This window comes from Pseudomonas sp. 39004, from assembly GCF_028682155.1.
Classification (GTDB): Bacteria; Pseudomonadota; Gammaproteobacteria; order Pseudomonadales; family Pseudomonadaceae; genus Aquipseudomonas; species Aquipseudomonas capeferrum.
The window spans coordinates 17,059-35,139 of the sequence record NZ_JANIAG010000043.1 but is presented as its reverse complement, the minus strand read 5'-3'; the positions used below and the strand labels follow the sequence as shown (position 1 = coordinate 35,139).

Below are 18,081 nucleotides of genomic sequence, written 5' to 3'. Positions count from 1 at the left end.
CTGGAAATAAATCTAGAACTATTTTGTTACACGCGCCCCGTAATAGCCTACAGCCAGCTTCACGTTTTCCTACGCCCCAAATGCTGAGCAAGCGGCACCATATACACCGGCACAGGCGACAGCTGAAGCAATCGCACCGCCGTTCGCCCAAGCGGTACATCAACCCCCGCACCTGCACTGTGGCTCCCAAAAATCAGCAGATCGACACTCAGGCGCTGGGCCTGGTCGAGGATCACCTGGGCAGGGTCGCCCTGGCGCACACGCACCGCCTTGATGACAGCCAGGTCCGCCTCTTCACCCAGTTCATCGCGAAAGTTTTCCAGCACGCGTTGTTCGATATTGGCCATGACGGTGGTGACGCCCTGGCTGTGCAACTGGTCCAGCGTCTGTTCATCCAGGTAGCTTTGCAGGAGCGATTCGGCAAACTGCCCCATGGGTTCTACCGCGTGGATCACATACAGCTCTGCATTGAACGTCCGCGCCAGGGCCAAGGCGTGCTGCATGACAAAAGGGGCGTAGACACCGAGGTCGGTGGCGTACAGCATGGAGCGGATCATTCGACCTCCTCGACTGCCGCTGCGGCAGAGCAAGCTTCAGCTTAGCAGCGCGCCGCACGCACGCTTTGCCGTCCGGCGTGCTGCCGGCGCGGGCTGTGCAAGCTTCAGGCGTGCCGGCCAGCGTGGTCGATGAACGACAGTGCCTGGTAAAGCATCTGCATGCGCGGCAAGTTGCAACCTGCCGCTCGCGCCTGTGCCAACGGCTCGGCATAGATAGCCTGAAGCTCCAGCGGACGCTGCTGCGCGTGGTCGTGGTACATGCTTGGCCAGTAGTCGGGCATCCGCTCGGTGATCTGGAACAGATGCTCGGCATAGCCCTCGGGCAGCACGTGGCCGCAAGCAGCGGCACCCTGGACCACCTCGGCCATCAACGCCTGGACCAGCGCCCGGCTGTGCGGGTCGGCCATCAACGGTGTGGTGCTGGCGCCGAGCAACACCGAAAGCCCGTTATAAGGCACGTTCCACACCAGCTTTTGCCAACGCGCCTGGCTCAGGTTATCCATGGCCTGCGAATCGATGCCCGCCGCCTCGAACAACCCCGCCCCCTCCTTCACCAGCGCGGCACCGCCATCGCGGGCAGGCCCGCTGTGATAGCCAAGATTGACCGCCCCCAGCGCCTGATGACGAATCACCCCAGGCGCCTGGCGGTTGACACAAATGAAACACAAGCCGCCGAGCAAGTGCATGTCATCGCGCAAGGCAGGACGCAACTGCGCCTCTACACCCAGGCCATTCTGCAGCAATACCACCCGTGCATCGGGCGCGGCGGCCTGGACGATCAGCGGCGCCAACTGCTCGTTACTGGTGGCCTTGGCCCCCACCAACAGCCAGTCGCATTGCGGCATGTCGGCAGCGCTGACATAAGCCTGAACCTTCATCTGCAAGGTGCCATGCACTGCGCTTTCAAGCATCAGCCCCTGGTCGCGCACCACTTCATACTCACTGCGCAACAGGAAATGCACATCGAAACCGGCCCGCGCCAGCATCAACCCATAAAAGCCGCCGATAGCACCACTGCCAATGATGCCGATACGTGGTTTGCGCGGATGCATGCCAATCTCCAGGTAAATGTCAGTGCGCTTTTTTACACCGGTTGCTGCACCCTGGGCACCCCAATCGCACCACACCACCGCCAGCGTGGGGAAAATCCCTGGGTTGACGGGGTCAAGCCCATTGTCGCGCCCCCCTGTAACGCGCTAAGGTTCGGCTCCCCGCTGCGAACATTCTTGCTGCTGGGCCGCACGGGGATTGCTGGCGGCCGGCACCCGTGACCTGACGAGTAACACGATGGCTGATTTACCGATCGACGACTTAAACGTTGCTTCCAACGAGACCCTGATCACCCCCGATCAGCTCAAGAAGGAAATCCCTCTCAGCGCCAAGGCTCTGCAGACCGTGACTGCCGGCCGCGAAGTGGTGCGCAATATTCTCGACGGCAAGGACCATCGCCTGTTCGTCGTGGTCGGCCCCTGCTCCATCCACGATATCAAGGCTGCCCACGAGTATGCCGAACGCCTGAAGGTACTGGCCGCAGAAGTGTCCGACACGCTGTACCTGGTCATGCGCGTGTACTTCGAAAAGCCGCGCACTACGGTCGGCTGGAAAGGCCTGATCAACGACCCGTACCTGGATGACTCGTTCAAGATCCAGGACGGCCTGCACATTGGTCGCCAACTGCTGCTGGACCTGGCTGAAATGGGCCTGCCGACGGCCACCGAAGCGCTCGACCCGATTTCCCCGCAGTACCTGCAGGACCTGATCAGCTGGTCGGCCATCGGCGCCCGCACCACCGAATCCCAGACCCACCGGGAAATGGCCTCGGGCCTGTCTTCGGCAGTCGGCTTCAAGAACGGCACCGATGGCGGCCTGACCGTTGCGATCAACGCCCTGCAGTCGGTATCCAAACCGCACCGGTTCCTGGGCATCAACCAGGAAGGCGGCGTATCGATCGTTACCACCAAGGGCAACCCTTACGGTCACGTGGTATTGCGCGGCGGCAATGGCAAGCCGAACTACGATTCGGTCAGCGTCGCCCTGTGCGAACAAGACTTGGCCAAGGCCAAGATCAAGGCCAACATCATGGTCGACTGCAGCCACGCCAACTCCAACAAGGACCCGGCCCTGCAGCCGCTGGTGATGGAAAACGTCGCCAACCAGATCCTCGAAGGCAACCAATCGATCATCGGCCTGATGGTCGAGAGCCATCTGAACTGGGGTTGCCAGTCGATCCCCAAAGACCTGAACGAACTGCAATATGGTGTTTCGGTCACCGATGCCTGCATCGACTGGTCCGCCACCGAGAAGACCCTGCGCAGCATGCACGCCAAACTCAAGGATGTATTGCCACAGCGCCAGCGCGGCTGAGCAAAGACGAAAAAAGGGGCCGCGAACGGCCCCTTTTCTTTTATCTAATAGTTCAAGCCTTGCTCGAGTGACGCTGCTGGCGCTCCATGTAGCGTTCTACATAAGAGCACGACGGTATCACCGTGTAGCCCATCTGCTCGGCATACTCCAAGGCCCGCTCGGTCAGTGCTGCGGCAATCCCACGCCCGCGCAGGGCGTTGGGCACGAAGGTGCGATAGATGTCCAGCGTCTGCTTGCCCAGGTCCATGTACGTCAGATAGGCACGATGACCGTCCACGTTGGTCTCGAACTGATGACCGGCCTGGTCATGGTGGATGGTCAGCGCTTCGCTCATCACTACTCCTCGCAGGTCTTCTCGGCAGACCCATACCTTAACCGATGGTGGTTGATCCGGCACAGAACCTCTACGCCACCTGTTGCCCCTTGGACCGCAAGGCGCTTGCAATGGTTCTGCCCCCGGCACTCACAAGATAGTAGGCGCGGCAGGCGGGATTGCTCAAGGTAGCAGCGGTTAAAAATGGCGAAAAACGGGGTTAAATCGACTCTTCCCGGTACGCCAACAGAAGCCGGATGTTCTAGCCCTTAAGACGCAGAAGGACAGTCAAAGTCACCGTTAGTTCAACAAAAAAGTTCCCGTACTACAACCGCTTGCGATCCCTGAACGTTTTTTTCACAAAAGCGTCGCAATGCGTGTCGGCGTGACCTGGCGCAACATTTTTTTTGCAGTTCTTGCGCTCAGTCAGTTTACTTACTACAAGTAATGGGTACTATGTACGCCGGCCAGTTTCTCTATTCCGAGAGATGGCTCTTTAATAGAAAGTCCTTGAAGGGGAACACGATGAACAACGTTCTGAAATTCTCTGCTCTGGCTCTGGCCGCAGTTCTGGCTACCGGTTGCAGCAGCGTATCCAAAGAAACCGAAGCTCGTCTGACTGCGACTGAAGACGCAGCAGCTCGCGCTCAATCTCGTGCTGACGAAGCCTACCGTAAGGCTGACGACGCACTGGCAGCCGCTCAGAAGGCTCAGCAGACCGCTGACGAAGCCAACGAGCGCGCTCTGCGTATGCTGGACAAAGCCAGCCGCAAGTAATAGTCCTCACGGATTGTTATGAAGCCGACCCACTTGTGGGTCGGCTTTTTTATTGCCGTTCGACACGCAGCGCACATACGAAAAGGCCTGCACTAAGGCAGGCCCTGGGCAGGTCGCGAAACCTTACTGCAATTCGGGCGGAATGCTCGTCACCATCGGTGCAGTACCCTGATTGTCGACCGGCACGGCGATCTCGACAGGCATGCCATCTTCGGCAGCGACCACGTCGCGCACCATATCCCAGTTCATCCGCAGGTTGTTCGCCAGGTCTTCACGCTTGAGCAAGGCATTGATGACCGCAGTGTGTTTGTCCACGACTGACGGGTTGCCCTGATCGTCCAGCGGAGTGTGCGCTTCCAGATAGACCTTGCCGGCACTGATACCGAACTTGTAGGGCTCGTTGATGATGCGTACCGGCGTACCGACCGGGACCATTTTCGACAGTTCGAGTACGTTGTTGTTGAGCATACGGAAGCAACCATGACTGGTACGCATGCCAATACCAAACTTCTTGTTCGAACCGTGAATCAGGTAACCCGGTACACCCAGGGTAAACTTGAAAGGCCCCAGCGGGTTGTCTGGGCCGGCAGGCACCACTGTCGGCAGGATATCGCCGTCGGCAGCATGCTCGGCACGGATAGAGGCCGGCGGGGTCCAGGTCGGATTCGGGGTCTTGGCGGTAATCTTGGTGTTGGCGATCGGCGAACCCCACCCTTCACGACCGATACCCAGCGGGAAGGTATGCACCACGCTCTCCCCTTTCGGGAAGTAATACAGGCGGTACTCGGCAAGGTTGATGACGATGCCTTCGCGCGGGCCGGGCGGCAGCACATAGCGGGTCGGCAGGATGATCTCGGTGCCGGCACCCGGCAACCAGGGGTCGACACCCGGGTTGGCGGCGATCATTTCCAGGTAGCCAAGGTCGTTGGCGGTACCGATGTCGGCGAACGTGTCTTCGTACTTGGCCTTGATCACCTGCACCTGGCCGACAATGTCTTCACCGGGGGGTGGCAGTGGCAGTTCCAGCGCAGCAGCGGGGCCCGCTACCAGCAGGGCGGCCAGGGACAGGCTACGGGTGACGGCAGGAAAGCGCGGCAACATCCGGTAAATCCTTCGAAAGGTGGGTCAAGAGGATCGATTGTACACCCGCACCGATGCAAGCGGGAGGCATTGGCGGTATGCAAGCGTTTCAGATGATGAAAGGTGTGACAGTTTGCGCGTCAAAGCTGCGGCCACACCGGGCGCATGCCGCGCCGCTGGGCGTCGAGAATGGCACGGCACAGCGCGCACAGACGGTTGTCGCGGTAGATCGAGCGCTGCACGCCCGACCAGCGCGGCTGCGCGGGCAGCAGGCCGCCACACAAGGTACGGTCGACCGGCACGCCAAGCTCAAGCTGGCGAGCGGCCAGGTGGACGCGGATTTCCTGGCAGGCAAACAGGTCGAGCTGTTCGTCAGGCTCGATCAGTTGGTAGGCATAAAGGGACCAGGCAGGGCGCGGCATCGGGGGCTCTCGAAACGGGGGGCGCAACCTTAGCCGAAACCCGCCCCCGTTTAAAGCGTCACAGCAAGGGTTTTATCTGCGGCCAGGCATTTTCCAGCAAGCGCTGCTGGGCACCTTGCGCCGGATGGATGCCATCGGCCTGCATCAGCTCCGGCACGCCCCCTACACCCTCCAGGAAAAAAGGCACCAATGGCACCTGTTTCTCTGCCGCCAACTGCTCATACACCTGGGCAAACGCCGTGGTGTAGCGCACGCCATAATTGGGCGGCAGGCGCATGCCCAGCAGCAGCACCTTGGCACCTGCCTGCCGAGCGCTCTCGATCATCGAAGCAAGATTTTGTTGCAATTGCTGCGGCGGCTGCCCGCGCAGCCCGTCATTGCCGCCCAACTCCAGCACCACCACGGCCGGCTTGTGCGCTGCAAGCAGCGCCGGCAGCCGCGCCTGGCCTCCGGCGCTGGTGTCACCACTGATCGAGGCATTGACCACCTGATCATCGAAACCTTCGTCCTTGAGCCGGGTCTGCAACAAAGAGACCCACCCCAGGCGGCTATCCAGGCCAAAACCGGCGCTGATACTATCGCCAACCACCAGCACCGTTCCCGCCGTGGCGCTCTGGGCCAGGCAATACAAGGCCAGACCGGCACTCAACCACCACATTCGCATTGGATTCTCCATGGGCCCCAGCATTCTCGTTGCGCAGAACCTTAGCAAAGTGGTCCCCAGCGCGGAAGGCGACCTGACCATCCTCCACGCACTTTCCCTCGACCTCGCCCAGGGCGACAGCCTGGCCATCGTCGGCGCTTCGGGCTCAGGCAAGTCGACCTTGCTCGGCTTGCTGGCCGGCCTCGACCGCCCCAGCGCCGGCAAGGTCATCCTCGCCGGGCACGACCTGGGGCCACTGGACGAAGACCAACGCGCCCGTGTGCGCGCCGAGCATGTCGGGTTCGTGTTCCAGTCGTTCCAGCTGCTCGACAGCCTCAACGCACTGGAGAATGTCATGCTGCCGTTGGAGCTCGACGGGCGCCGCGATGCCCGCGAGCACGCCCGCACCCTGCTCGAACGGGTTGGCCTGGGCAAGCGCCTGAGCCACACGCCGCGCCAGCTGTCCGGCGGTGAGCAACAGCGGGTGGCCATCGCCCGCGCCTTCGCCGCACAACCTGCCGTGCTGTTCGCCGACGAGCCCACCGGCAACCTCGACAGCCATACCGGCGAGCGCATCAGCGACCTGCTGTTCGAATTGAACAAGGAGCGTGGCACCACCCTGGTGCTGGTCACCCATGACGAGCGCCTGGCCCGCCGCTGCCGGCGCCTGATCCGCCTGGACGCGGGGCGCCTGGTAGCCCCCGTGGAGGTCTGAGCCCGATGACCAGCATGCCCTTCTCCCGACTGTGCGGCCTGGCATTACGCCAGTTGCTGCGCGACATCCGCGCCAGCGAAGTGCGCGTGCTGTTCTTTGCCCTGCTGGTAGCCGTAGCCGCCAGCACCGCAATCGGTTACTTCGGCGCCCGACTCAACGGCGCCATGCAATTGCGCGCCAGCGAGTTCCTCGGCGCCGACCTGGTGTTGCAGGGCAGCTCACCGGCCCGCGACGAGCAGATCAGTGCAGGCACATCACTCGGTTTGCGCCACGCACAGGTGGTCGAGTTCACCAGTGTGGTGGGCGGCGATGGCGGCATCCAGTTGTCCAGCGTCAAGGCCGCCGACGGCGCCTACCCCTTGCGCGGGCAAGTCCGCAGCGCCGCAGCACCCTATGCCGAAGAAACCCCCGGCGGTGGCCCGGCGCCCGGCGAGGCCTGGGTAGAACCGAGGTTGCTGGCCGCGCTGGGGCTGTCGATCGGCGACAGCATCGATGTGGGCATGAAAACCCTGCGCATGAGCCGTGTACTGACCTACGAACCGGACCGCGCCAATGATTTCTACAGCCTGACCCCTCGGGTAATGATGAACCTCACGGACCTGCAGGCGACCGGGGTGATCCAGCCCGGCAGCCGGGTGACCTACCGTGACCTGTGGCGCGGCGACATCGACGCACTGGCCCAGTATCGCCAGGCCGTGGAAAAAGACCTGGCGGCCAGCCAGCGCCTGCGCGACACCCGCGATGGCAACCGGCAGATCGGTGGCGCCTTGAGCAAGGCCGAGCGCTATCTGAACATGGCCAGCCTGGTGGCGGTACTGCTGGCCGGCGTTGCCGTGGCCATGTCGGCCAGCCGCTACGCCGCGCGGCGCCTGGATGCCAGTGCGCTGCTGCGCTGCCTTGGCCTGTCCCGACGGCAAGCGCTGGGCCTGTACTGCCTGCAACTGGCCATGCTTGGCCTGGTGGCGGCCGTGGCAGGCGCCCTGCTCGGCTGGCTGGCACAGCTGGGCCTGTTCCGGCTGCTGCATGGCCTGCTGCCGAGTGTGGTGCCACCGGGCGGCATCTTGCCGGCGCTCGCCGGTATGGGCACCGGGCTGGTGGCCCTTGCTGGCTTCGCCTTGCCGCCGCTCGCCGCGCTCGGCCAGGTGCCGCCGCTGCGCGTGTTGCGCCGCGACCTGCTGCCGGTGCCGCCCAGCAGTTGGCTGGTGTATGGCGCTGCCTTGCTGGCCTTGGGCCTGATCATGTGGCGCCTGAGCCTCGACCTGCTGCTGACGTTCGCACTGCTGGGCGGCGGCCTGGTCGCCGCCGTGGTACTCGGCGGCCTGTTGCTGCTCGGGCTCCGCAGCCTGCGCCAACTGCTGGTCGGCGCACCGCTGGCCTGGCGCCTGGGGCTGGGGCAGCTGTTACGCCACCCCTTGGCAGCCGCTGGCCAGGCACTGGCATTTGGCCTGATCCTGTTGGCCATGGCGCTGGTTGCACTGCTGCGCGCCGAACTGCTCGACACCTGGCAGGCGCAACTGCCCAAGGACGCGCCGAATCACTTTGCCCTGAACATCCTGCCAGATGATCGCGCACCGTTCGCCCAGCGCCTGCAGCAGGTCAATGCGGCCTCGGCGCCGCTATACCCGGTGACACCCGGCCGCCTGATCCAGATCAACCAGCAACCGGTGCAACAGATCGTCAGCAAGGACTCTGCCGGCGAGCGGGCCGTACAACGCGACCTCAGCCTGACCTGGGCCGCCGAGCTGCCTGACGGCAACGCGCTGACTGCGGGCGACTGGTGGCAGGCGCTGCCTTCCGGCGATGAGGTGCCCGGTGTATCGGTCGAGGCGGAACTGGCCACCAGCCTGAAGCTGCAACTGGGCGACCTGCTGACCTTCGACATCGGTGGCCAGCAACGCCAGGCCCGGGTCAGCAGCCTGCGCAGCGTGCACTGGGACAGTTTCCAGCCGAACTTCTACATGATCTTCCAGCCTGGAACGCTGCAGGGGTTACCCACCACTTACCTCACCAGTTTCTACCTGGCCCCAGGTCATGACCTGGATGTGGTCGCCCTGTCCCGGGCCTTCCCGGCAGTGACCATCCTTCAGGTCGACGCCTTGCTTGATCAACTGCGCAGCATCCTCGCCCAAGTCACCCTGGCGGTCGAGTATGTACTGTTGTTCGTGTTGGCGGCGGGGCTGGCCGTGCTGTTCGCCGGCTTGCAGGCAACGCTCGACGAACGCATCCGCCAGGGCGCCTTGCTGCGTGCGCTGGGTGCGGCGCGGCCGTTGCTGGTCAAGGCGCGGCGTATCGAGTTCGGCCTCTTGGGCGCGGCCAGCGGGCTACTGGCCGCACTCGGTTGCGAGCTGATCACGCTGGTGCTGTACCGCTACGCCTTCGACCTGCAGTGGCACCCACACCCATGGCTGCTGGTACTGCCACTGGCGGGGGCAGTGCTGGTGGGTGGCGCTGGGGTGCTGGGCACACGGCGGGCGCTCAATGCCAGCCCGTTGACGGTGTTGCGGGAGGGGTAAGAAACACAGTGAATGGCCGCTACAGGCAATCGCCGATCATTGCCCGTAGCGAATGCTGTTCACGTACCACGCCGCATCCCCGGTCGGGGTCTTCACCACCACCTCATCGCCCTCCTCCTTCTTGAGCAAGGCCCGGGCCATGGGGGAGTCGATCGAGATGTAGTCGTTGCGCCCATAGATTTCGTCATACCCGACGATGCGAAACTTCTTGGTCTCACCGTCGTCGTTCTCGATCTCGACCCAAGCGCCGAAAAACACCTTGCCCTCCTGCTCCGGCGAATAAGCCACTACCTTTACATCTTCAAGGCGTTTACGCAGGTACCGCACCCGACGGTCGATCTCGCGCAACAGCTTCTTGTTGTACTGGTAGTCGGCATTCTCGCTGCGATCGCCAAGCGAAGCCGCCCAGGCGACCTTCTGGGTGATCTCGGGGCGGTACACGCGCCACAGGTGATCCAGCTCCTTTTTCAGGGCCTCATGACCTTCGGTGGTGATGATATTGGTGCTCAACAGCACTCTCCTCAACGGCGGGTAATCAGGCCTTGGCGAGCAATGCGGGTGAGATGGCCGATGACTTCGGCGGCCTCGGCAGAGGCCGGCGCCTGTATCACCGCCAGGTCGAAACGGTCGTTGCCGTACTGCGCAAGGTGGCAGCAGGTTTCGGTGAACTGGATGAGAAAGGCACGGGCCTGGCCTTTACGACGCGAAAGCCCTTCAAGGTGACGCAAAAGAGTGGGTTGATGCTGGCCACCGAGCAGGATGCGCGGTGTGCGGGAAGCCTGGTTGGCAGGCAAAGGGCTCAAACAGACACTGGTACGTGGGCAACTCATGGCGCTTCTCTCAGCCTCGCGATTCCCGCTGGGCAGCGGTGGGAGGCGTCACCGAACCAGCGCTTTAGCGGTATTTCGGATGACCGGAGGGCCTTTCCTGCGCCCCGCAAGTAGCTGTTTAAATCGGCGCAGGCGGTATGCTAGAGCTACAAGCGCGAAGTTACAAGCCTCACGCTGCATTGCTCAGCGCTTGGCCACCCGCTCCAGCAGGGCACGCTCGCGGTTGAACGCCAGGAAGTACTTGTTGACGCTGTTGACGAAATTGACCGGGCCCATGCCGACCTGCTCCATGGCAATGCGCTCGGTCTGGAAAAACCACTGGTTGCCGTTGAGCCCACGCCGGCGCGCTTCGGCACGCATCGCCTGGACCCGCTCGGGCCCCAGGTTGTAAGCCGCCAGCACGAACGCCATGCGCTCGCGCTCGTTGATCTGTGGGCTGGCAAAGAACTTGCGTCGGATCAACGCCAGGTAGCGGGCACTGGCCTGTACATTGCCGTCCACCGTGGCGGTATTGCTCACCCCTACCCGCTGGGCGGCCGAAGGGGTGATCTGCATCAGGCCATGGGCCCCGCCTGTGCCGCGCGCAGCGGGGTTGAGTGTCGACTCCTTGAAGGCCAGTGCGGCCAGGTTGAGCCAGTCGATCTGCTGCGCCTTGCCATGCTTCTGCAGCACCGCACGCACCGCACTGAGGCGTTGGCGATCCTTGCTCGCCAAGGGGTTGTGTACCCGGTACTGGCGGCGGTAGATACGCTCGAACGCGGCGTCCTGGTTGTCCGGCGCGCGATAACCCTGAAGGAAGCGATCGACCGCGGCCAGCAATTGCGGCGCATCGCGCCCTACATACCAGCGCATGGCTTGCGGCGAGCCCAGGTGCACACGGCTGTCCAGGCGCAGACGCGGCATCACCCTGGCCCACCGCCGGGCAATCGGGCGCTCTACCACGGTCAGGTGGTAGATGCCGGCCTGCACCATCTCCAGCACATCCTCCACCGCCAGGGTCGAATCGACCCACTCCACCTTGATCGGCGCGCGCTTGCGCAGGGCCAGTTGCTGGTTCACCTGCTGGATCACCGGGCCGGCAGCACTGGCGCTGGTCAAGGCCACAGTGCGCCCGGACAACTGCTCGACATGGCTGAAGCTGCGCTCCCCCTTGCGCCCGACCAGCAACAAGGGCACTTGGTCCAGCACCGGCGCGCTGCTGTTGACACCGCGCACTACCACCGGGTCGAGCAGTTCACCGGGCGCCGCCAGGTCGCCCTCGCCGCGCTGCAACGCACCCAGCAACTGCTCCTTGGCCCGAGGGATAAGCTTCAGCTGAATCTGCTGCCCGTCACCGGCACGCGCATTCAGGTAATGCTCGAGCGCACGCAGGCGGTAGTATTCGATGCCGACCGGCTCGCCCTTGACCTCACCAGAGCTGTTGCGGCTTTGATTGACCAACACCCGCAACACCTTGCTCGCCCGAACCTGCTGCAGGTCGCGCAGCTTGCTGGGCGGGATGTTCTGCTGCGGCCCCGGCAGGCGTGCATGGGCAGCACCGGCCGTGGTCAGCCCAAGCATCAGCAGGAAGGTCAGCAGGTATCGCAGCATGCGAAAACGAGTCCGAGGTCGGTGGGCGGCACGCATGTGGCATGGCCGCCTGGTGATAAATGACGGCAGAAGACCACGGCAACCGCATGAAGTTCTTGGATTTTTCCGAGAAACGCGGATTTTGCTATGCTGGCCGCCCCGCGGCACGAGGTAGCACCATGCAACTGATCGATATCGGCGTCAACCTGACCAACAGCAGTTTCCACGACCAGCAGGCCGCCATCGTCGAGCGCGCCATCGAGGCCGGCGTGGCGCAAATGGTACTGACCGGCACCAGCCTTGCGGTCAGCGAACAGGCACTGGAGCTGTGCCAGCAGCTGGATGCGGCCGCTGAACACCTGTTCGCCACGGCGGGCGTCCACCCCCACGATGCCAAGTCCTGGGACGCTGGCAGCGAGCGGCAACTGCGCCAATTGTTGAATGAGCAACGGGTGCGCGCAGTCGGTGAATGCGGCCTGGACTTCAACCGCGACTTCTCCCCTCGCCCTCAGCAGGAAAAGGCCCTGGAGGCACAGCTGACGCTCGCGGCCGAACTGGGCTTGCCCGTGTTTCTGCACGAACGCGACGCCAGCGAGCGCTTGCTGGCCATCCTCAAGGACTACAGGGACCACTTGACCGGCGCTGTGGTGCATTGCTTCACCGGCGAGCGCGAGGCGTTGTTCGCCTACCTGGACCTGGACCTGCACATCGGCATCACCGGCTGGATTTGTGACGAGCGTCGTGGGACGCACCTGCACCCGCTGGTCGGCAATATCCCTGAAGGGCGCCTGATGCTGGAGAGCGATGCGCCTTACTTGCTGCCGCGCAGCCTGAGGCCCAAGCCGAAAAGCGGCCGTAACGAACCGGCGTTTCTGCCGGAAGTGTTGAGGGAGTTGGCGCTGCACCGGGGCGAGTCGATGGAACACACGGCAACCCATACCACCGCGGCGGCACGGGCATTCTTTCGGCTGAGCTAAGCCTGCATCGGGCCCCGTCGATACAGGCACCTCGGTTTTTTCTTGATACACATCAAGAACGGCTCTGGCGGGCGCGGGCACAATGATGGCACCTTGCCAATATTGTTTCCGCTCAACTCAGAGAAGACCTGCCCATGGGTGCCTGGCTTAGCAATGTTTCCCTGAAGTACAAATTCTGGGCCGTCAACGCGGTGGCCTTTGTCACGACCCTTTTGCTGGTGCTGTACGCCGTGCATCTGGAGCAGCGTGCCCGCGCGGACGCCGCTCAGGCCCAAGCGGCGGCACAGGCCCAGCTGTTGGCAGCGTGGCCCGTCGGGCAAACGCTGCCCCGCCAGGCCAATGTCATCACCTGGCTGCCAGGCCAGACCCCGACCTTTGCCGGCGAACCGCTGGAGGCCCTGCGCGACGCCCAGGGCTGGGTCGCACTGCCCGCTGCCTGGCTGCTTGGCGATAACCCCCTGCGCGGCGCCCAGGTGCTGCGCAACGGCGATCAGCATCTGGCCGTGCTGGCCCAGTCGCCGAGCGTACGCCAGGTGTTCTTCGAACGTTTCACCAACTATGCCGTGTGCGTGCTGATACTGATGCTGGCCATGCTTGGCGCCTCGCAGTTGCTGATCCGCTTCTTGCTCAGCCAGCTCAACACCCTCAAGGACGTCATGCTCCATGTGGAGAAGACCGGCGACCTGTCGGCACGCGTACCCCTGGCGTGCGGCGACGAAGTCGGCCAGATGGCGGGCGCCTTCAACGCCATGCAAGGCACCTATCACCGCGTGGTCAGCACTGTGGCCCACACCGCCGCACAGCTCGACGCCGGCGCCGCACGCCTGGCGGCGAGCATGAATGACGTACGCCACGGCATGCTCGGCCAGCAGAGCGAGACCGACCAGGCCGCCACGGCCATCAACCAGATGTCGGCCACTGTGCACCATATCGCCCAGCATGCCGGCGCCACACGCGACCTGTCGCAGACCGCAGATACCCTGGCCGGCAGCGGCCAGGAGGTCGTCAGCCGCGTTCAGGACTCGATTTCCGGGCTGTCCAGCGGCGTGCAGCAGACCGCCGAGATGATCCGCCAACTGGCCGAGGACAGCCAGAAGATCAATGGCGTGGTCGGGGTGATCCACAGCATTGCCGAACAAACCAACCTGCTGGCACTCAATGCGGCCATCGAAGCAGCCCGTGCCGGTGACTTGGGCCGTGGCTTCGCGGTAGTCGCCGATGAGGTACGCAACCTGGCCAAGCGCGTGCAGACGTCCACGGACGAAATCACCACCATGGTCTCGGCGCTTCAGTCCGGCACCCGCGATGCGGTGGAGTTCATGCAGGAGAGCTCCTACAAGGCTGACGATTGCGTCCGGCAGGCCCAGGCAGCTGGCGCAGCGCTGGCCGAGATCACCGGTGCGGTTGCGCAGATGCGCGAAAGCAACACCCAGATCGCCGTGGCTGCCGAACAGCAGAGCCAGGTGGCCGAAGAAATGAACCGGGCAGTGGTGAGTATCCGCGACGTCACCGAACACACCGTGCAACAGACCGTCGGCTCGGCCACCACCAGCAACGAACTGGCGACGCTGGCCGGTGAGCTGAACAAGGTGATAGGCCAGCTCAAGCTATAGCCCTCATTTACAGTCACGATAGCCAGCCTCGATTGGCCCCCTGCCGGGGGCCGCACTAAGCTTTGGACATGACCGAGAGGACCTGCCCATGAGCAAACGCCTACCCAACCTACCCGCCTGGCAATGGCGCGGCTACCACCATAATCACCGTCACCCGGCCAACCTTGTACTGCACCTGATCGCCGTGCCGCTGTTCATTCTCGGCGCACTGCTGGTGCTGTCCGGCCTGTTCGCCCTGGACCTGGGCCAGATCGCCGTGGGCGTCATCTCCCTGATTGCCGGCCTGGGCCTGCAGCGCCACGGGCATCGCCTCGAAGCCGAACAACCAGAGCCATTCGCCAACCGCAAAGACGCCGTACAGCGACTGCTGACCGAGCAGTTCATCACCTTTCCACGCTTTGTGCTAAGCGGCGCCTGGTGGCGTGCCTGGCGCGAGCGGCACAAGCATCGCCGCTGACCCTGCCGCCCGTTACGGCTACGCGAAAACCGTCACCGTCTGCCGGCTCAACGCCAGCAACTCGCCCTCTGCGGACCACAGCGCGGCGGCGGCATGCCCATAACCCTCACGTGCGTGCTCGGTCTCGACGCAATAGCGGCACCAGTCGAGTGTCGACAACTGCGGTATGGGCTGGATGAATTCGATCGTCCAGGTCAGTGTGCTGCCCGCCGCCGGCCGCTTCAGGTGCGGCAACAGACTGGGCGGCCAGGCATCTACCAGTGCCAGCAGGTGAGCCTCGTTCAACGGCTCGTCAGCGATGTCGCGCAGCCGTACCCAGCCCCCCATCTGCCGCGAATCGTTGCCACTGAACGGCAGCCCACCAACCGCCCAACGCAGGGCTACATGGCGCATGAACTCTGGGGTCACACCTTTGATGCAGGGAAGCTCAGGGGCAGCCTGCTCCAGCGGCTTCATGGCAACCGCAGCCTTGGCCGGGACCTCGACCTGCGAGGAGCGCCCCGCACCGAAATTGCCCTGCACCAGGGTGACGACCTGCCCCTCCTGCACCGCGCGGCCAAGCAAGGTACTGACCGCTTTGCCCTCACGCAGCACGTCGACCTCGAAACGGATCGGCACGTCAGCCGCAGCAGGCGCCACGAAGCTGATGGCCAAAGAGCGCACAGGCCGATCATCGGCAAGCTTCAGGCGCATCGCTTCATACACCATGGCGGCCATGAGCCCGCCGAAAGCCGCGCGGCCCTGGGCCCATGACGCCGGCACCGAAACCGATTCAGGGTTGGCTCGAACGGCTTCGAGCAATTGGGTGAAGTTCATGGCAGGTGGGCTCCTGTGCCGTGGTGATCCGGGGCACGCCATTCACGTGCCCTGCATCAGGACATACTAACCAGCCACTTGGCACCGTTCAGCCCGCATATCGGTCATTTGCCGGGCTGACGCTGCTTCAACGCCACCTGCAAGGCATCCAGCGCAGCATCGGATTTGCCTGCGGCCTCCTGCAACTGCTGCTGCCAATCGAGTTTGCACACTGCCAGGTCGGCGTCCTCGCGCGCTTGCAACAACCACTGCAGACGGTCATGCCACGTACCCAGATCGCTCTGTGCCTGCTTCAACAGGCGTTGCAGTTTTTTCCCGGCATGCTCGAGTTGCGGGTAGGCCTCGTCGCCATAGCGTGCCCGCTTGATCAACAACCGTAGCCGATGCCGATCGTGGGCGGGGTCCGCCAATGCCTTGCGCAGCTTGCGCCATTGCTTGTCCAGGCGTTTGTCGATGCGCTTGCCCAGCGCATCCACCAGGCCTTCGCGATCAGCCGCACGCAGGAACAACGGAAATGCATCGACGATCGCCAACAGACGGGCCAGCTGCGCACTGCTCGCGACCCTGGCAAAGGTCTTGCCCCGCCCCGCCAGCCGTCGCTGCGCCGCCTCGTTCAAGCCCCGCCCGAACAATTCGGCCGCCAGCACCTCGCGGTCACGCAGCGGCGTCGTCAACGTCCCCAGGGCCTTGGCTGCGCCTTCCAGTTGTTCGACCCCAGGCAACCCCCGCAGCGGCCGCAGCAGGCTGCGCAAGCGCCGTACAGCAATGCGCAGGTCATGCAATGCCTCGCTGTCGGTATCGGCGGCAAGGCGCTCACGGCAGGCCAGCAGGCGCACCTGCAAGGCCAGTATCTGTGACACCACGTGATCGAGCATGGCAGACATGGGACGCTCCTCGGTCAGCGGCCAGCGCGCGACTCACGAATGTAGAAACGCGCCTTCTCGGCCTTCTTGGTGCAACCTTCGAACCCCTCGAACTGCTGCTGGGTCTTGGCGCCGGTCAGCAGCGACAAGGCCTTGGAATAACTGACAGTACCGGCGAAACCCTCGGCCTTGGCCAGGTCGAGCTCCTTCCAGGCGGCATCCAGCTGGGTTGCGCAGCTGTCACGGTAGGCCGTCTTGCCCGCACAGCCAGCAAGGGCCAGGGCAATCAGTGGAAGGCAGATCCAGGCTTTCATCGGTAATTCCTCAAAGTGAAAAGAGTGGCTGTTCGACGCACCTGCAATAGAAAAGTGCCCGCCAAGGCGCTTTGCTTAGCGTAGATCAGCGCGGTGTACATTGAAGCACAGGCAGCAATGGGTGCATTGTTAAACCATGGTTGCACAGGCCGAGGGAAAATCATGAGTAAACGCGTTGCGCTGGTACTGGGATCGGGGGGTGCCCGAGGGTATGCACACATCGGTGTGATCGAAGAAATCGAACGACGCGGCTACGACATCGCCTGCGTCGCCGGCTGCTCCATGGGGGCGGTGGTGGGTGGCATCTATGCCGCCGGCAAACTCGAAGAGTACCGCAACTGGATCGAAAGCCTGGACTACCTGGACGTCCTGCGCCTGGTCGATGTCAGCTTCCGCCTTGGCGCGATCCGGGGTGACAAGGTGTTCGGCCAGATCCGCAAGATCGTCGGCGAGATCAACATCGAGCAGTTGCGCATCCCCTACACCGCAGTGGCCACCGACCTTACCAACCAACAGGAAATCTGGTTCCAGGAAGGGTGCCTGCACCAGGCCATGCGCGCTTCTGCAGCAATCCCCAGCCTGTTCACACCGGTGATGCAAGGCAACCGCATGCTGGTCGACGGTGGCATTCTCAACCCGCTGCCGATCGTGCCGGTGGTGTCCAGCCACTGCGACCTGATCATTGCGGTCAACCTCAACGCCACCAACCAGAAGCAGTACCAATTGCCGGTGATCGAACGCCCGGCGGCATTCAAGATGCGCTTCGATTCGCTGCTCAGCTCACTGGGTTCACGCCTGCCCTTCCGTCGCAAGCCGGCGGAAGAGCTGATACGTATCGAACAGGAGATCGTTGCCGAAGGGCTGGCGCCGCCCAGCCCGTGGCTGGCAGGTACTGCAGACCCGGAAGGCCAGCAGCCTGCGGCGGCCCCCGAACGTGAAGGCGCACCCAAGTCTGCTACCGGGTCATTCATCATCGACAACGTGGGGCCTGCGTCGCTGCTGGACCTGATCAACCAAAGCTTCGAAGTGATGCAGACGTCGCTGGCGCAATACAAGATTGCAGGGTACCCGCCCGATGTACTGATCAACGTACCCAAGCGCGTGTGCCGGTTCTTCGAGTTCTACAAGGCACCGGAGCTGATTGCCCTGGGTCGGGAGATTGCGCGGGATACGCTGGACAATTATGAAGGGGTGAAGCGGTAGAGGGCCGCTCAGGCCAGAAACAAGACAGGCCGCATTACGCGGCCTGTCTTGTCAT

20 protein-coding genes are annotated in these 18,081 nt (G+C 63.4%); 8 read left to right on the top strand and 12 right to left on the bottom strand.

Annotation, left to right across the window (positions count from 1 at the left end):
* Positions 1–59: 59 nt before the first annotated feature.
* Positions 60–557, bottom strand: coding sequence for a universal stress protein (locus tag NP534_RS10420; RefSeq protein ID WP_033699079.1), 498 nt, complete (start codon positions 555–557; stop codon positions 60–62).
* Positions 558–661: 104 nt separating this feature from the next.
* Positions 662–1,609, bottom strand: coding sequence for a putative 2-dehydropantoate 2-reductase (locus NP534_RS10415; protein WP_274098662.1), 948 nt, complete (start codon positions 1,607–1,609; stop codon positions 662–664).
* A gap of 235 nt (positions 1,610–1,844) precedes the next feature.
* Here NP534_RS10415 and NP534_RS10410 point away from each other — a divergent pair, with 235 nt between their 5' ends.
* On the top strand, positions 1,845–2,921 hold the full coding sequence (locus tag NP534_RS10410) for a 3-deoxy-7-phosphoheptulonate synthase (protein WP_033699083.1): 1,077 nt from the start codon (positions 1,845–1,847) through the stop codon (positions 2,919–2,921).
* 52 nt (positions 2,922–2,973) lie between these two features.
* Here the strand turns inward: NP534_RS10410 and NP534_RS10405 are convergent, their stop codons facing one another.
* Positions 2,974–3,255: a GNAT family N-acetyltransferase gene (locus NP534_RS10405; protein ID WP_003250290.1), complete on the bottom strand. Its 282-nt coding sequence runs from the start codon at positions 3,253–3,255 to the stop codon at positions 2,974–2,976.
* A gap of 504 nt (positions 3,256–3,759) precedes the next feature.
* On the opposite strand from NP534_RS10405, the gene NP534_RS10400 reads away from it, so the two are divergent.
* Complete coding sequence (locus tag NP534_RS10400; protein ID WP_274098661.1) at positions 3,760–4,011, top strand: Lpp/OprI family alanine-zipper lipoprotein; 252 nt, start codon at positions 3,760–3,762, stop codon at positions 4,009–4,011.
* Positions 4,012–4,134: 123 nt separating this feature from the next.
* On the opposite strand, the gene NP534_RS10395 is transcribed toward NP534_RS10400, so the two are convergent.
* From NP534_RS10395 to NP534_RS10385, 3 genes are all read right to left on the bottom strand, one after another.
* A complete protein-coding gene (locus NP534_RS10395; protein WP_033699085.1) occupies positions 4,135–5,112 on the bottom strand; it encodes a L,D-transpeptidase family protein in 978 nt (325 codons plus the stop codon).
* 119 nt (positions 5,113–5,231) lie between these two features.
* Positions 5,232–5,513 (bottom strand): hypothetical protein, encoded by a 282-nt coding sequence (locus tag NP534_RS10390; RefSeq protein ID WP_033699086.1) that lies wholly within the window; start codon positions 5,511–5,513, stop codon positions 5,232–5,234.
* A gap of 58 nt (positions 5,514–5,571) precedes the next feature.
* Positions 5,572–6,177, bottom strand: coding sequence for an arylesterase (locus tag NP534_RS10385; protein WP_274098660.1), 606 nt, complete (start codon positions 6,175–6,177; stop codon positions 5,572–5,574).
* A 10-nt stretch (positions 6,178–6,187) separates the two neighbouring features.
* Between NP534_RS10385 and NP534_RS10380 the strand changes: the two genes are divergently transcribed.
* Positions 6,188–6,871 carry an ABC transporter ATP-binding protein gene (locus NP534_RS10380; RefSeq protein WP_033699089.1) on the top strand — a complete coding sequence of 228 codons (684 nt, stop codon included), beginning with the start codon at positions 6,188–6,190 and terminating at the stop codon, positions 6,869–6,871.
* A gap of 5 nt (positions 6,872–6,876) precedes the next feature.
* Complete coding sequence (locus NP534_RS10375) at positions 6,877–9,384, top strand: ABC transporter permease (protein ID WP_274098659.1); 2,508 nt, start codon at positions 6,877–6,879, stop codon at positions 9,382–9,384.
* Between the two features lie 36 nt (positions 9,385–9,420).
* Here NP534_RS10375 and greB read toward each other — a convergent pair whose 3' ends face one another.
* The 3 genes from greB to NP534_RS10360 all read right to left on the bottom strand — a co-directional run bounded on the left by greB (position 9,421) and on the right by NP534_RS10360 (position 11,804).
* The gene (greB, locus tag NP534_RS10370; RefSeq protein WP_274098658.1) at positions 9,421–9,894 is read right to left on the bottom strand and encodes a transcription elongation factor GreB; all 474 of its coding nucleotides are present in this window, start codon (positions 9,892–9,894) and stop codon (positions 9,421–9,423) included.
* An 11-nt stretch (positions 9,895–9,905) separates the two neighbouring features.
* A complete protein-coding gene (locus tag NP534_RS10365) occupies positions 9,906–10,214 on the bottom strand; it encodes a hypothetical protein (protein ID WP_274098657.1) in 309 nt (102 codons plus the stop codon).
* Between the two features lie 183 nt (positions 10,215–10,397).
* Complete coding sequence (locus tag NP534_RS10360) at positions 10,398–11,804, bottom strand: transglycosylase SLT domain-containing protein (RefSeq protein WP_274098656.1); 1,407 nt, start codon at positions 11,802–11,804, stop codon at positions 10,398–10,400.
* Between the two features lie 158 nt (positions 11,805–11,962).
* Here NP534_RS10360 and NP534_RS10355 point away from each other — a divergent pair, with 158 nt between their 5' ends.
* The 3 genes from NP534_RS10355 to NP534_RS10345 all read left to right on the top strand — a co-directional run bounded on the left by NP534_RS10355 (position 11,963) and on the right by NP534_RS10345 (position 14,830).
* Positions 11,963–12,760 (top strand): TatD family hydrolase, encoded by a 798-nt coding sequence (locus NP534_RS10355; RefSeq protein ID WP_274098655.1) that lies wholly within the window; start codon positions 11,963–11,965, stop codon positions 12,758–12,760.
* A gap of 134 nt (positions 12,761–12,894) precedes the next feature.
* Positions 12,895–14,373 carry a methyl-accepting chemotaxis protein gene (locus NP534_RS10350; RefSeq protein ID WP_274098654.1) on the top strand — a complete coding sequence of 493 codons (1,479 nt, stop codon included), beginning with the start codon at positions 12,895–12,897 and terminating at the stop codon, positions 14,371–14,373.
* A gap of 88 nt (positions 14,374–14,461) precedes the next feature.
* Positions 14,462–14,830 (top strand): Mpo1-like protein, encoded by a 369-nt coding sequence (locus NP534_RS10345; RefSeq protein ID WP_095063657.1) that lies wholly within the window; start codon positions 14,462–14,464, stop codon positions 14,828–14,830.
* A gap of 18 nt (positions 14,831–14,848) precedes the next feature.
* On the opposite strand, the gene NP534_RS10340 is transcribed toward NP534_RS10345, so the two are convergent.
* From NP534_RS10340 to NP534_RS10330, 3 genes are all read right to left on the bottom strand, one after another.
* Positions 14,849–15,646 carry an acyl-CoA thioesterase gene (locus NP534_RS10340; RefSeq protein ID WP_274098653.1) on the bottom strand — a complete coding sequence of 266 codons (798 nt, stop codon included), beginning with the start codon at positions 15,644–15,646 and terminating at the stop codon, positions 14,849–14,851.
* A gap of 104 nt (positions 15,647–15,750) precedes the next feature.
* Positions 15,751–16,530, bottom strand: coding sequence for a CHAD domain-containing protein (locus NP534_RS10335; RefSeq protein ID WP_274098652.1), 780 nt, complete (start codon positions 16,528–16,530; stop codon positions 15,751–15,753).
* 14 nt (positions 16,531–16,544) lie between these two features.
* Positions 16,545–16,823, bottom strand: a complete 279-nt coding sequence (locus NP534_RS10330) for a hypothetical protein (RefSeq protein WP_027593946.1) — start codon at positions 16,821–16,823, stop codon at positions 16,545–16,547.
* A gap of 162 nt (positions 16,824–16,985) precedes the next feature.
* On the opposite strand from NP534_RS10330, the gene NP534_RS10325 reads away from it, so the two are divergent.
* On the top strand, positions 16,986–18,026 hold the full coding sequence (locus NP534_RS10325; RefSeq protein WP_033699102.1) for a patatin-like phospholipase family protein: 1,041 nt from the start codon (positions 16,986–16,988) through the stop codon (positions 18,024–18,026).
* Positions 18,027–18,081: the final 55 nt, after the last annotated feature.

What these genes read in the sequence shown, in the direction of transcription:
- NP534_RS10420 (WP_033699079.1), bottom strand. Translation starts at nt 557, where the DNA reads ATGATCCGCTCCATGCTGTACGCCACCGACCTCGGTGTCTACGCCCCT.
- NP534_RS10415 (WP_274098662.1), bottom strand. Translation starts at nt 1,609, where the DNA reads ATGCATCCGCGCAAACCACGTATCGGCATCATTGGCAGTGGTGCTATC.
- NP534_RS10410 (WP_033699083.1), top strand. Translation starts at nt 1,845, where the DNA reads ATGGCTGATTTACCGATCGACGACTTAAACGTTGCTTCCAACGAGACC.
- NP534_RS10405 (WP_003250290.1), bottom strand. Translation starts at nt 3,255, where the DNA reads ATGAGCGAAGCGCTGACCATCCACCATGACCAGGCCGGTCATCAGTTC.
- NP534_RS10400 (WP_274098661.1), top strand. Translation starts at nt 3,760, where the DNA reads ATGAACAACGTTCTGAAATTCTCTGCTCTGGCTCTGGCCGCAGTTCTG.
- NP534_RS10395 (WP_033699085.1), bottom strand. Translation starts at nt 5,112, where the DNA reads ATGTTGCCGCGCTTTCCTGCCGTCACCCGTAGCCTGTCCCTGGCCGCC.
- NP534_RS10390 (WP_033699086.1), bottom strand. Translation starts at nt 5,513, where the DNA reads ATGCCGCGCCCTGCCTGGTCCCTTTATGCCTACCAACTGATCGAGCCT.
- NP534_RS10385 (WP_274098660.1), bottom strand. Translation starts at nt 6,177, where the DNA reads ATGCGAATGTGGTGGTTGAGTGCCGGTCTGGCCTTGTATTGCCTGGCC.
- NP534_RS10380 (WP_033699089.1), top strand. Translation starts at nt 6,188, where the DNA reads ATGGGCCCCAGCATTCTCGTTGCGCAGAACCTTAGCAAAGTGGTCCCC.
- NP534_RS10375 (WP_274098659.1), top strand. Translation starts at nt 6,877, where the DNA reads ATGACCAGCATGCCCTTCTCCCGACTGTGCGGCCTGGCATTACGCCAG.
- NP534_RS10365 (WP_274098657.1), bottom strand. Translation starts at nt 10,214, where the DNA reads ATGAGTTGCCCACGTACCAGTGTCTGTTTGAGCCCTTTGCCTGCCAAC.
- NP534_RS10360 (WP_274098656.1), bottom strand. Translation starts at nt 11,804, where the DNA reads ATGCTGCGATACCTGCTGACCTTCCTGCTGATGCTTGGGCTGACCACG.
- NP534_RS10355 (WP_274098655.1), top strand. Translation starts at nt 11,963, where the DNA reads ATGCAACTGATCGATATCGGCGTCAACCTGACCAACAGCAGTTTCCAC.
- NP534_RS10350 (WP_274098654.1), top strand. Translation starts at nt 12,895, where the DNA reads ATGGGTGCCTGGCTTAGCAATGTTTCCCTGAAGTACAAATTCTGGGCC.
- NP534_RS10345 (WP_095063657.1), top strand. Translation starts at nt 14,462, where the DNA reads ATGAGCAAACGCCTACCCAACCTACCCGCCTGGCAATGGCGCGGCTAC.
- NP534_RS10340 (WP_274098653.1), bottom strand. Translation starts at nt 15,646, where the DNA reads ATGAACTTCACCCAATTGCTCGAAGCCGTTCGAGCCAACCCTGAATCG.
- NP534_RS10335 (WP_274098652.1), bottom strand. Translation starts at nt 16,530, where the DNA reads ATGTCTGCCATGCTCGATCACGTGGTGTCACAGATACTGGCCTTGCAG.
- NP534_RS10330 (WP_027593946.1), bottom strand. Translation starts at nt 16,823, where the DNA reads ATGAAAGCCTGGATCTGCCTTCCACTGATTGCCCTGGCCCTTGCTGGC.
- NP534_RS10325 (WP_033699102.1), top strand. Translation starts at nt 16,986, where the DNA reads ATGAGTAAACGCGTTGCGCTGGTACTGGGATCGGGGGGTGCCCGAGGG.